Raw genomic sequence first — 12,107 nt, forward strand, 5'->3', positions numbered from 1 at the left:
TCTTATCTTCCATTTAAAGTATTTTGATAGAAGCGCCATTCATCTTCGATCATTTGTTTTAATGGGCGCTTCGGTGTCCATTGCAATAAGGTTTTTGCTTTCTCAATATTAGCACCAACTTGATCTAACTCGACATGTTTATAAATTGCTGATTGTGTAGGAACTTCAGCTTGAGTGACTTGTGAAATTTCATCGAGTAATTGACGAATTGAATGAACTTGGTCATGTGCAATATTAAATGCTTCACAACAATGCGTTTGTTCACGCAGCCAATGTAAGCTCGCAATGACGGCTTCACATAAATCTAAAACATGTAAAAAACTACGTTCAGTCGTATGATCTGACGTTTCAGCTTGATCTTGTAATTCAATTAAATCACGTTGCATTGCTGCGACTTGCATCGCAAGCGGAACAATATTTTTAGGGAGCTGAGCGACATACTCTCCGAGTACCCCATGTTCAAATGCACCTACGATATTAGACAATCGTAGAATCGCAATTTTCCACTCATGGTCAATTTTATAAGTATCACGGATAATTTCTTCAATCATCTGTTGAGACTTAATGTAGGGATTAGGATAAGCATAATTAAATTCTTCTGTTTCACTCAATTGCAAGCCAGATTTCCCATAAGCTGCAAGGCTAGACAGATGAATAAAGTGACGAACACCCGTACGTTGCATGGCACGAAGCAAGCTCATGATACAACTAACATTATCATTATAATATTCAAGAGGTTTAAGGTTAGATTCTTCAATTGATTTGAATCCGGCAGTATGAATAACTGCATCAATTGAATATTGCTCAAACACCTTATTCAGCGCTGGTGTATTGCGTACATCAAGTTTGACAAATGGAACGTACATACCAGAAATAAACTCTAGCCGCTCCAAAGTTTGCAAGGTTGAATTAGCCAAATTATCGACGATTACCACCTCTTGCCCTTGAGCCATTAGACTCAACGCAATGTGTGAACCGATAAAGCCTAAACCACCTGTCACTAAAATCATTGTATACTTACCTTTCTCTTAATGTATCTACGCCCATTTAGACGTATGACCATAGTGAATTCTCAATGAGTACATTACTACTAATTACCTCTGCTCCTACTTCCATTCATGCTTGGCATGCGTTAGGACTTGCTCAGGCACTCAAAAGTAAAAATGAAGACTTCCGTGTATTCTTTTACCAAGATGGCGTGCAGGTTGCTAATGATTTTCAATGGGTTCCTGACGACCAGCGTAATTTAACGCATGAATGGCAAAAGCTTGCGATTCGTCTTCCTGTTTGTGTGAGTGCTGCCCTCGCTCGTGGTATTACGGATGCAGAAAATGCCAGTCGCCATCACCTTACTCATCACAACCTTGCCAAAGACTTTGAACTTGTCGGGTTAGGTGAACTTGCTGATGCAGTACAGTCAGCATCTCGTCTTATTCAATTTTAAGTTACTTTGTTTGCTTAGATTGTTGCTTTTAAAAGGTATATTGTGTGAAATCTGTACTCGTCATTTTAAGCCAAGCCAATTTAACCAGTCTTCAAATCAATGAAAGCCTTTCTGCTACTATGGTTTTAGCAACCTTTGGCTCACCAGTCAAAGTATTATTGAAAGATGCAGCTCTTAGTCTTTTGCAAAATGATTTGAGCTTTGATCAATTTCGTCAGGCTTTCAAAGTGGCCTCAAATATGGTCGAAAGTTTTGAGTTCTACGACTTGAGCCCTATTCTGATTGAATGTAAAAATCAGCAGCATCCTCTTGTACAAAAAACCGAACAAGAAATTGAATTCGTTCAGTTGAATGCTGAGTTTATTCAATCTTTTGATCATGTTCTATATTGGTAGATAAAGGTGTAAGTTTAATGAATCCGTCAACACTTTATCTTGTGCAATCTTCTTACCATTCTACGCCGAAAATTATTGATGAATTACGCAATCTTTTTCAGGTAGGTGACCAAATTGTTTTTATGGGTGATGCAACTGCACACCTTTCTGCTGAAATGATTCAACCATTTGAATCTGTTTCATGTTTAAGCATCGAAAAAGATTTAATCGATACGGATATTTTATATCAGGTGAAGGTATTAGATTATGATCAATTTGCTGATCTGGTTTTAACGTTTAATCGTTGTATTTCTCTTAAATAATATATTTAGGCTGGTTTCATGAATTTAGAATTAGACCAAGATGGTCATTTGGTTGATTACACAATCTGGAATCCTGAAGTTGCGCAAGAACTTGCCAAATCGCTTGATCTTGAACTCACCGATTGGCATTTTGAAGTTTTAGCAGCTGTACGTCAGTTTTATCAGCAGTTTGGACACTCTCCAGCAACTCGCCCACTCATTAAATTTTTAATGAAAACGGTTAGTCCAGAGATTAATAATGCGGTTTTACAGCAACAATTTAATACTGGTTTAGTAGCCCGTCACTTAAGTCGTTTAGCAGGGATCCCTAAACCAGCAAATTGCTTATAAAATTAGGTAAACTTTTTGGCGGCAGCGACGCATAAAATCGTTGCTGCTGTAACCACCAACATTGACCAACTTACTTGTTCGTGTAACAAGACCGCAGCAATACCTAATCCCATTAAAGGTTGTAAGAGTTGTAGTTGGCTAATCGCAGCAATTCCTCCCTGCGCAAGTCCTTTGTACCAAAAGAAAAAACCAATGAGCATACTAAATAAAGACACATAAATAAGGCCGACCAAAGCTGATGTAGATACGCTCTGAAATGAAGCTGGCATATAGAAAATAGTCAGAAACAGCATAAAAGGTAGTGACAAAATTAGCGCCCAACAAATGACCTGCCACCCCCCTATTTTTCTTGAAAGTACACCGCCTTCTGCATAGCCAAAGCCACAAAAAATGATCGCCATTAACATATAAAAGTCTCCTATCCCAAGTGAGGTATCACCAGAGATGAAGAACATATAAGCAAATACAACCGCGCTCCCCAAGATTGCAAATATCCAGAAAAAATGATTCGGCTTTTCTCCACCTCTGAGTACAGCAAATATTGCCGTTGCAAGCGGTAAAAGGCTAACAAAAACGATTGAATGAGCTGCATTCATGTATTGCAGAGCAAGCGCTGTAAATAGAGGAAAACCTATCACCACGCCTAAAGAAACGATGGCAAGAGGCCACCAATCTTGCTTGGCTGGTTTTTTTTGTTTTAAAACCAAAATAAGAATAAGGCCTAAAATACCTGCAATTGCCGCACGTGCCGCAGTTAGAAAACCAGGATCGAAACCCATTACGGCTACGCGTGTTGCTGGTAGTGATCCCGCAAAAATAGCCACGCCAATAAAACCATTCACCCAGCCATTCATAAACCTATTCATAATTTTCTCCGTCACTATACGAAGAATTTAAGCTGTGCTAAGGTGAATAAACCAGATACAAAGCAGTACAATTTTAAAGAACTGTAATGTATTAATAACCAGTACAGTTCGGATTGTAAGTCAGTGAACCAGAACAAAACCAAAATTGAAATTGTCATTTCAGAGATTGAGCAACAAATAAAAAATCGGTCTTTAATGCCTGGAGCACGCTTACCCTCCGTTCGTAAGTTAGCAAATAATCTTGGCTTTTCTGTATCAACGGTTGTAGAAGCCTATGAAAGATTAATTGCTCTAGGCAAAATCGAATCAAGAAGTGGGTCTGGATTCTATATTGTTGGTCCGCTTGCCCCTCTTTCTTTAAGCGAATTAGGTCCTAAATTAGATCGCTCAGTCGATCCATTATGGATTTCACGCCAATCTTTGGAGGCGAAAGCAGATGTTTTTAAACCCGGTTGCGGTTGGTTACCTGATGACTGGATGCCATTAGATAGTATTCGTAAAGCATTAAGATCGGCCGCAAGAAGCCCAGATGATTGTTTGATGGGTTATTCAACGCCATTAGGACTACCAGCTCTACGTGATTTACTGGCAAGACGCGCTCAAGCAAAAGGTATCAATGCAAATCTTAATCAAGTGCTTTTAACAGACTCAGGAACTCAAGCGATTGATTTGGTCTGCCGATTTTTACTAAAGCCCGATGATGTAGTTTTGATTGATGATCCTTGTTATTTCAACTTTCATGCATTGCTTAAAGTCCATCAAGTCAAAGTTATTGGTATTCCCTACACACCAACAGGCCCTGACTTAAAGGCATTTAAAGAAGCAATTGAGACTTACAATCCACGTCTTTATATCACTAACTCAGGAATTCACAATCCAACTGGTGCGACGCTGTCTCTTGCTACAGCCCATCAACTCTTAAAACTTATTGAACAATCCAATTTGATTGTCGTTGAAGATGATATTTTTTCAGATTTTGAATATAGCCCTGCTCCTCGGCTTGCTGCTTTGGATAATCTTTCACGTGTCATTTTTATTGGGAGTTTTTCTAAAACGTTATCCGCATCTATTCGTTGTGGTTATATTATTGCTAAATCAGAATGGATTGATCAGCTCACTGACCTGAAAATTGCCACAAGCTTTTCTCATAATGGTGTATCAGCTGAAGTTTTATTAAGTGCTTTAACAGATGGATCTTATCGTAAACATATAGAATTATTAAAGGTCCGATTAGCAAAAGCGATGCACGATACCATTACTCAGTTAGAACCATTGGGTATAAAACCATGGATTAAGCCTCAAGCTGGAATTTTTGTTTGGTGTCATTTGCCAAAGGGAGTTGAAGCTTCAGAAATTGCAAAATATTGTATTAATCATCAGGTTATTCTTGCGCCAGGAAATGCTTTTAGCCAAGCTTCTAATGCTGGCCAATTCATACGCTTTAATGTAACCCAGTCAAATCATGACCACATCTATAAGACTCTAGCTGATGCGATTCAACAAGAGTCTTTATAATTGGTAGTAAAAGAAATTAAGCTTGTTTCTGTTGTTGCTGTATATATGCAAAATAACCCGGCCCAGCTGAAACCTGAACTTGTTTTGCGTGTAAAGGTTCACGGCAAACCGAACATACCATCACTGGTTCAAATTTATGGCCACATGTTTTATGACGATATTCTAAAGGTTTGCCTAAGCCTTGATCCATCCATTTGTCTGCCCAATTCGCCATAGACAAAATAATTGGATAAAGTTCAAAACCTTTATCAGTCAATTTATATTCAAAGCGTTCCTGACGATCAAAATAAGGAGATTTGACTAAAATTTCATATTCAACCAACCGCTTTAAACGATCCGAAAGGACATGACGAGTGACACCTAATGACTTTTGAAAATCGTCAAAACGGCGTATTCCCATAAAAGCATTACGTAATATTAGCATCGTCCATCGATCGCCAATCACTGATAGCATACGAGCAACCGAACAAGGTTGATCACCGATGTCGTCCCATTTCATCTTTATGCGTTCCTCGATATTTCCTAGCCTAATGGCCCTATTGTTTATACCCTAAACCACTTAGCACGATTTATGCAACATTCATTATTAAAATAACTTCTTATCAAGCTTATGAAAGAATTTTCATTATAAAAAATTAAAAGTTATTATTTAAAATTGCTTAATAAATATAACTCACTCAGTTATATAGTGAGTTATATTTATCATTACTGGTTATTAATTTGAAATAAATACGCCCTTCAATATATAACCCGCTTCCAATTTTGCACTTGCCGGAATTCGGACCAGACAATTGGCTTGCATTAAATTACTGAGCATGTGTGATTGCTGTTTTGCCAGACTTTTAACTTTGAGTTGACCATTATCAAAATAGGCATGCATTCGTAAAAAACGCTCGCGTGTATCTTCTTTTAAATCGTTATCTAAAATCGCACTAAACCAATCTGGTCCTGCCGAGTTTCCCTGTAAAGTGTCAAGCAATGCTTTACCGTAAACCTGCATAGACACATAGACCGCAGCAGGATTACCGGGCAACCCCAGCAAATAACAACGGTGATCTGTTTCTGGATGAGAATATTCAGCAAAAAAGAGTGGCTTACCCGGCTTTTGTTTTACTTTCCAAAAGATCTGTTCAAAGCCAGTCTCAAAAGCGCATGGTCGAACAAAGTCATAATCACCTACTGACACTCCGCCTGTAGTTATAATGACATCATGACTATACTTTAACTCATTAAAGTAATGCGTGACTTGCTCCGCTTCATCTGCCACATGAATGAGTTCAACATCTAAACCATAATCTTGAAACCAAGCTTTTAGTAATGGGCCATTTGCATCAAAAATTTTACCTTCAGCTAGATCTTCTGCTGTTTCGGCAACTTCATCACCCGTGATCAAAACAGCGACTTTCGGTGCACGATAGACCTCAACTGATTGCACACCCGTCATACTTAAGGCAGCCAAACTTCCAATATTCAAAAATTGTCCAACTTGTGCAAGTAACTGCCCTTGCTGGATTTCTTCGCCAGTAAAACGAATATCAGCTTGAGGGCGTATATGCTCCGTTAAACAAATCTCTTGAGGTGAAACAACCGATACGATTTCTTGCCTCGCTACATGCGTTGTCCCTTCAGGAATTTTGCCGCCCGTAAATATACGAATTGCTTGACCTTCACTCAAAATGTCATGACTTTCGCTTCCAGCACGAATCTCACCAGTAACCTGAAACTTTTGATTATTTAAATCTTCGGCATGACAACAAAGTGCATAGCCATCCACAGCACTTTGAGAAAAGCTTGGCAAATTAATTTCTGAATAAATTTCTTTAGAAAGATATCTATTTAGGCTATTTTGAAGAGATTGCTGAATTGAACCTAATTTTTTAGGTCGGTTACTAATCAGCTCAATTGCCTCATCTACACTAATCAACCCACGTTCTGCACCACAACCAGTCATTACTCATAGCCTCCCGGATGCGGTAGATCACGGCAAACATCAAAAATATGCACTAATGCTGGCAAGATAGCAGCCATTGATTCGCTTGCTCCACCACGGCTTCCCGGTAAAGTCACCACTAAAGAACGATCAATAAAACCAGCTACGCCACGCGACATTGCAGCATATGGCGTGCGTTTTTGTCCAAATGAACGCGCAGCTTCCATTAAGCCATCTAGCTTACGCTCAAGAAGTGGCTCTAGCGTATCAACAGTAATATCACGCTTACCAATTCCAGTACCGCCGACGGTCATAATGCAAGCATATGATTTGCTCAGCTCAACCACTAAGTTTTTTAAAGTTTCCGCCTCATCTGGCAAAATCTGGTAGTGAATCGGATCGAATCCTGCCTCGGTTAAAGTTTCAACCACAGATTTTCCGGCAGTATCGGGCTTTCTACCCGCTGCTACGGTGTCTGACAACACAATAACCGCAGCCGAAACAGGCTGACGAAGAACTCGCTTAAAGTGTGATTTACCGCCTTTTTTCTTAAGCAATTTACATTGGTCCATCCAGAGTTCTTCTGGTTCACAATGCGGTTTTAACATGTCGTAAATGGTTAAACCTGCGAGACTGGCAGCCGTTAAGGCCTCCATCTCTACGCCAGTTGGACCAATGGTTTCAACTACGGCAACGATCTTTACAAAATCATGTTCTAGTTCATATTCAACATCTGCCCGATAAATCGGCAGTGGATGACACAAAGGAATCAGCTCATCAGTTCGTTTTGCTGCCAAAATTCCTGCAACACGTGCGGTTTTTAATGCATCCCCTTTTTCAGTATTTCCTTGTCTTAATAATTCAATACAGTGCGGTGGTGCATATAAAATTGCTTGTGCTTCAGCAACACGATAACTTTCCGGCTTCATTCCTACGTTTTTCATTATTTATCCTAGTCTTGCTTATTTCAGTGTGAGTGTTCATGACCGGCATGATGGTGATGCTTGTGTTCTTGCGGTGCATCCTTACGAATACAGCAGCCCTCTACATAATGACTCGTGCCATCTGTAAAGAACTCTTCTTTAAAAACAGGCACTTCATGTTTTACCCGCTCAACTGCTTCTTCGCATGCTTGAAAAGCTTCACGGCGGTGGGCTGCATAAGCAATTGCAATAATGGCTGTTTCACCGACATCTAGATGCCCAATCCGATGGACCACTCGCACATAAGATACCTGATACTTTTTCTCAATTTCCAGTTCAATTTCACGTATCATTTTTTCAGAAAGCGGTTTATACGAGGTATATTTCAAAGCCTTAACCGCTTTACCTTCATGGTGATTACGAACTGTACCCATAAAAATATCAATTCCACCGCATTCTGGAAAAGATTCAATAGGATCAAAAATATCTAGTCTTAAAACCTGCTCTTGAATACGTGCAAAATCTCGCATGGCTCATCCTCCTGCAACTGGTGATAATAAAACCAAAGTACATGGCTGATTTAAGGCAGCTTGCCTGGTTATGACATTATCGCCAATAGCGCATGCACATTTTTCCATGGCCTGTGTACATTCTGGATGCAATGAAACAATTTCATCTAAGACATCTTTCACTAAAATATCGGTGGGGAAAACTAACGAAAGATTTTGTGGAAGCAATTTTTCAATTGCACCAAATGATTCGATTTTAATTTGGATAGATTGCTGCATTTATCCCCCAAGCATATGCATACTGATTTTACGGGTTTGTTGATGTTGTAAGGCATGAAAGCCTTTAGCTTTATGCCAAATATAAGGATGGACCAAATTCTTTAAATTTTGGATATACATATCGTATTCTGGTGTACGTTGTTTACTTACCAGCGTTTGAAGCTGTGGCTTAATATTTAAACCCTGCGGCGCAAAGAGACAGTTATAGAGTTCACCTTGTGCCGTTAGTCGTATACGGTCACATTGATGACAAAATGAATGAGTAATGGTAGAAATGATGCCTAGCGCGTAACTATTGTTAAGTAGATATTGACGCGCTGGCTCATGTTGCTGCTCAATCACTTGTACTGAATAATGTGGTTGCAACGCTTGTAGAATTTCAGCTTCACTTACCACATCTTTATTTGACCAGAGTGCATCACCATCAAGTGGCATGAATTCAATAAAACGTAGCGTAATATGATTGGCGATTGACCATTTCACCATAGGTAGGATTTGATCGTCATTTTTATTTTTCATTAACACGCAGTTAATTTTAAAAGGTAACCCTGCATCTTTTGCAGCTTGAATACCCTCAAGAACTGGTTCTAACTTTTTCTTAGTGAGCTCTTTAAATTGAGTCGGATCTAGGCTATCTAAACTAATATTTAAATCATCTAGACCAGCATCTTTTAATTGCTGAGCGTATTTTGCAAGATAATGTCCATTAGTGGTCATTGAAATACGCTTTAAACCTAATGCTTTTAAAGCTTGTAAATCGCGAATGAAATGAACAATACCTTGACGCATTAATGGTTCACCACCCGTAATACGGATGCTTTCAATACCTTGTTGCACCATAAAACTGCAAAACTGAAAGAGCGCCTCAAAACTAAGCAAATCTTGTTTATTTAGCCATTCAGGATGTTCAGGCATGCAATACACACACTTAAAATTACAGCGATCAGTTACTGAAATACGTAACTTTCGCTTGATACGCCCATATTGATCTTGCAAAAGCATTGGCGCAGTTTCAGAGTGATATTGTTTCATTATTTGCACTCATATCGAGAACAGTTCAAATATTGCAAGCACTCATTAAGAGCAATTAAACTTTTAAAATTTCGCCTTAGTAGTGCTTTGATCTTTATTGCAAAATTTGTTCCAATTCTATCATCCATAATTTTTTGGGTTGTATTTGAAATTTCGGCCGTATCGTTTTAGTTCAAACTTTAAAGCTTTACGAAATCAGTGCGGCGTCAACCTTTTATATGCCCTACTTTATTTCTAGCACTTTTCTAAACGGATGGGTACATATTTATGGTACGGTGTTTTAGATAAAGGGTCACAATGCTCACCAGAAATGAGCATGTTTAATTGTGGTCCAATAGGTTCTCCACCTTGAAAGCGCATGCCATAACCATGTGGAAGCGAAACAACTCCTTTTCGCATTCCCTCATCAAAATCTACAGTAACCTGAATTTCTCCATGTTGTGAGATACATTTGATTTGATCACCCACAGCTACACTTAAGGCTTCTGCATCTTCAGGATGAATTCGTAAAGCTCCTTCAGCATCTACTTTTCGCCATGCTGGGTCACGGTAAATTTGATTGGCGTTATAGCTACGTCGCTCACCTGATAAAAGTATGAATGGAAATTCTTCAACATTAACCGGATGATTTTTTAAATTTGTGAGCTCAGTTAACATCTCGGGAATAGCTAGACGTATTTTCTTATCTTTATAAGCTACCAGTTTCCAGACTTCATCATATTCATGTTGCGATAAAACTATACCTGAACGTTGCTTTAAAATTTGTTCAAATAGTTTGACACCTTGTGTTAACGGATTACCCTTGTACCCTGCACGACTTACCGCTTTGGTGTGTAACACAACATATTGAATCGACAGCGGCAATAAAAAAGCAACTGAACCAGCTGAGTTTTCTAACTGCTTACCTAAAGTACGGTAGATAATTGAAGCAGCAAAAGGAATATATTTTTTATTTCGTGCAAAAGTAAGTCCCAATGCCGACAAGTAAGGTAAATAGGCTGTTTTTTTCGAGTCGACCGCAGCTATTTTTTCTAAAATTGGAAAGCGTTTTGGAATCACCTGCATGGCTTCAAGTAATCGTGTATAAATTTCTGCCTCTGGCAAAGTATTCGTTTGAGCGGCCAATACAGGATGACGTAGGTGAAAACCATTTTTAGGAAATTCCAAATTAAAACCAGTAAATTCCCATTTTTCAAACTGGGTATGCGCTGGCAAAATGTAGTCCGCAAGTCTCGCTGTTTCTGTCATCGCAACATCAACTACCACCAATAAATCTAATGCTTTAAATGCTTCCTCAAAAGCTGGTGTATCAGGATAGGTTAATAGTGGATTACAACTATCTACAAACACAGCACGAATTCGCTTTTCCCCTGCTTTTAAGATTTCATCGGGTAAAATATTAGGCGGGAAAAACCCGGAAATCGGGAACATTTTATGGTAAACACTACGTCTATATTTCGGCTTTCTTTCATCTGTATCGCTTAAGATTGGAATAAACATAGTATGTAAATTATTAGTACCTTGTTTTCCAAAGTTCCCTGTCAGTAAGTATAAAAGCTTTTCTAAATAACCATTTAAAGTCGCATTCAAAGTATGTTGAATACCTAAATCAATCCGCACACAGCCTCTTTTTGCTTTAGCAAAGTCTCGAACAACCTGATAAATCAAATCGACAGGTACATCAGCTTTAGCAATATAGTCTTCAATCGGGACATGATTAAATGCAGCTTTTACGTCTTCAAAACCGTGCGTATGCTGCTCAATAAACGCTGCATCATAAAGCTTTTCTTTAATAATGATCGCAATCATGGCTGACATTAAAAAAGCATCCGTCCCTGGTTTTAATTGCACATGGATATCTGCTTGTTTGGCTGTTTCGGTAACACGCGGGTCAAACACCACCATGGTTCGATTCGGATCTTTCTTAATATGTTTTAGCGTGTCTCGAGCGTTGGGAATGCCATGGGCCTGAAAAGGATTTGTTCCAATAAAAAGTACATAATCTGCGTGTTCAACATCTTCTGTGGTATGGCAAGCCTGACTACCAAATAAACGACCATTGAGCCAAAAATCACCCGTTTTTTCTTGAGCAAGTGAGTTGTAAGCATAATAACTTTTCATGGCCAGCAAAAGTTGTCGACCATACGCTGCACCTAAATGATTGCCTTGGCCACCACCCCCAACCGAAGCAAAAGCAGTCCCACCAAAATCATCTCTAATCTGCACTAATCGATCAGCAATTTCTTGTATGGCTACGTCCCAACTCACTTCTTGAAATGATCCATCGGGCTGACGTTTTAAAGGTGTAGTCAAACGGTCTGCGTGTTGCTGGTAATGCTGTAATCTGGCAGCTTTTTGACAAATGTAACCTTGAGAAAAAGCATGTTCGGGATCACCTTTAATTTTGACAAACTGGTTATCTTTAATTTCAACACTTAAACCGCAATTTCTAGAACATAAGATACATGCGGTCACATCTGTTTTACTTTGCTGAGCTGCGTCCATCATTTTTCTGGCTCCGTTTATTTTTATACATCTAGCTAGAATTAAAATAACAAGTTCCAAAATAGAACTTATATATT

14 protein-coding genes are annotated in these 12,107 nt (G+C 38.9%); 5 read left to right on the top strand and 9 right to left on the bottom strand.

Annotated elements, in window-relative coordinates; translation table 11 throughout:
* Positions 1-2 precede the first annotated feature (2 nt).
* A complete protein-coding gene (gene galE, locus J690_RS14050; protein WP_032036542.1) occupies positions 3-1,010 on the bottom strand; it encodes a UDP-glucose 4-epimerase GalE in 1,008 nt (335 codons plus the stop codon).
* A 65-nt stretch (positions 1,011-1,075) separates the two neighbouring features.
* On the opposite strand from galE, the gene tusD reads away from it, so the two are divergent.
* From tusD to J690_RS14070, 4 genes are read left to right on the top strand one after another with little or no spacing between them, the layout of a single operon-like run.
* Positions 1,076-1,444 (top strand): sulfurtransferase complex subunit TusD, encoded by a 369-nt coding sequence (tusD, locus tag J690_RS14055; protein WP_002115623.1) that lies wholly within the window; start codon positions 1,076-1,078, stop codon positions 1,442-1,444.
* Positions 1,445-1,488: 44 nt separating this feature from the next.
* Positions 1,489-1,839, top strand: coding sequence for a hypothetical protein (locus tag J690_RS14060; RefSeq protein ID WP_002115699.1), 351 nt, complete (start codon positions 1,489-1,491; stop codon positions 1,837-1,839).
* 17 nt (positions 1,840-1,856) lie between these two features.
* Positions 1,857-2,141 (top strand): DsrH like protein, encoded by a 285-nt coding sequence (locus J690_RS14065; protein WP_032036544.1) that lies wholly within the window; start codon positions 1,857-1,859, stop codon positions 2,139-2,141.
* A gap of 18 nt (positions 2,142-2,159) precedes the next feature.
* Positions 2,160-2,471, top strand: a complete 312-nt coding sequence (locus tag J690_RS14070; RefSeq protein WP_002115694.1) for a TusE/DsrC/DsvC family sulfur relay protein — start codon at positions 2,160-2,162, stop codon at positions 2,469-2,471.
* Positions 2,472-2,473: 2 nt separating this feature from the next.
* Here J690_RS14070 and J690_RS14075 read toward each other — a convergent pair whose 3' ends face one another.
* Positions 2,474-3,337, bottom strand: coding sequence for a DMT family transporter (locus tag J690_RS14075; protein ID WP_032036546.1), 864 nt, complete (start codon positions 3,335-3,337; stop codon positions 2,474-2,476).
* A 123-nt stretch (positions 3,338-3,460) separates the two neighbouring features.
* Between J690_RS14075 and J690_RS14080 the strand changes: the two genes are divergently transcribed.
* A complete protein-coding gene (locus J690_RS14080; RefSeq protein WP_032036548.1) occupies positions 3,461-4,852 on the top strand; it encodes an aminotransferase-like domain-containing protein in 1,392 nt (463 codons plus the stop codon).
* Positions 4,853-4,868: 16 nt separating this feature from the next.
* Here J690_RS14080 and J690_RS14085 read toward each other — a convergent pair whose 3' ends face one another.
* The 7 genes from J690_RS14085 to J690_RS14115 form a co-directional block, all read right to left on the bottom strand.
* Positions 4,869-5,351, bottom strand: a complete 483-nt coding sequence (locus J690_RS14085) for a winged helix-turn-helix transcriptional regulator (RefSeq protein WP_032036550.1) — start codon at positions 5,349-5,351, stop codon at positions 4,869-4,871.
* A gap of 216 nt (positions 5,352-5,567) precedes the next feature.
* A complete protein-coding gene (locus J690_RS14090; protein ID WP_032036551.1) occupies positions 5,568-6,803 on the bottom strand; it encodes a molybdopterin molybdotransferase MoeA in 1,236 nt (411 codons plus the stop codon).
* A complete protein-coding gene (gene moaCB, locus J690_RS14095; RefSeq protein WP_032036552.1) occupies positions 6,803-7,726 on the bottom strand; it encodes a bifunctional molybdenum cofactor biosynthesis protein MoaC/MoaB in 924 nt (307 codons plus the stop codon). Before moaCB ends, J690_RS14090 begins: the two co-directional genes overlap by 1 nt.
* 23 nt (positions 7,727-7,749) lie before the next feature.
* A complete protein-coding gene (locus J690_RS14100; RefSeq protein WP_032036554.1) occupies positions 7,750-8,235 on the bottom strand; it encodes a molybdenum cofactor biosynthesis protein MoaE in 486 nt (161 codons plus the stop codon).
* A gap of 3 nt (positions 8,236-8,238) precedes the next feature.
* Entirely contained in the window at positions 8,239-8,493 is a 255-nt protein-coding gene (locus J690_RS14105) for a MoaD/ThiS family protein (RefSeq protein ID WP_032036556.1), read from the bottom strand.
* Positions 8,494-9,534 (bottom strand): GTP 3',8-cyclase MoaA, encoded by a 1,041-nt coding sequence (moaA, locus tag J690_RS14110; RefSeq protein WP_081405173.1) that lies wholly within the window; start codon positions 9,532-9,534, stop codon positions 8,494-8,496.
* Positions 9,535-9,759: 225 nt separating this feature from the next.
* Positions 9,760-12,033 carry a molybdopterin-dependent oxidoreductase gene (locus tag J690_RS14115; RefSeq protein WP_032036560.1) on the bottom strand — a complete coding sequence of 758 codons (2,274 nt, stop codon included), beginning with the start codon at positions 12,031-12,033 and terminating at the stop codon, positions 9,760-9,762.
* Positions 12,034-12,107 lie beyond the last annotated feature (74 nt).

The organism is Acinetobacter sp. 742879 (genome assembly GCF_000588535.1).
Classification (GTDB): domain Bacteria; phylum Pseudomonadota; class Gammaproteobacteria; order Pseudomonadales; family Moraxellaceae; genus Acinetobacter; species Acinetobacter pittii.

Coding starts and splice junctions, on each gene's coding strand:
- J690_RS14090 (WP_032036551.1), bottom strand. CDS start 6,803: ATGACTGGTTGTGGTGCAGAACGTGGGTTGATTAGTGTAGATGAGGCA.
- galE (WP_032036542.1), bottom strand. CDS start 1,010: ATGATTTTAGTGACAGGTGGTTTAGGCTTTATCGGTTCACACATTGCG.
- J690_RS14075 (WP_032036546.1), bottom strand. CDS start 3,337: ATGAATAGGTTTATGAATGGCTGGGTGAATGGTTTTATTGGCGTGGCT.
- J690_RS14100 (WP_032036554.1), bottom strand. CDS start 8,235: ATGCGAGATTTTGCACGTATTCAAGAGCAGGTTTTAAGACTAGATATT.
- J690_RS14105 (WP_032036556.1), bottom strand. CDS start 8,493: ATGCAGCAATCTATCCAAATTAAAATCGAATCATTTGGTGCAATTGAA.
- moaCB (WP_032036552.1), bottom strand. CDS start 7,726: ATGAAAAACGTAGGAATGAAGCCGGAAAGTTATCGTGTTGCTGAAGCA.
- J690_RS14070 (WP_002115694.1), top strand. CDS start 2,160: ATGAATTTAGAATTAGACCAAGATGGTCATTTGGTTGATTACACAATC.
- J690_RS14085 (WP_032036550.1), bottom strand. CDS start 5,351: ATGAAATGGGACGACATCGGTGATCAACCTTGTTCGGTTGCTCGTATG.
- J690_RS14065 (WP_032036544.1), top strand. CDS start 1,857: ATGAATCCGTCAACACTTTATCTTGTGCAATCTTCTTACCATTCTACG.
- J690_RS14115 (WP_032036560.1), bottom strand. CDS start 12,033: ATGATGGACGCAGCTCAGCAAAGTAAAACAGATGTGACCGCATGTATC.
- tusD (WP_002115623.1), top strand. CDS start 1,076: ATGAGTACATTACTACTAATTACCTCTGCTCCTACTTCCATTCATGCT.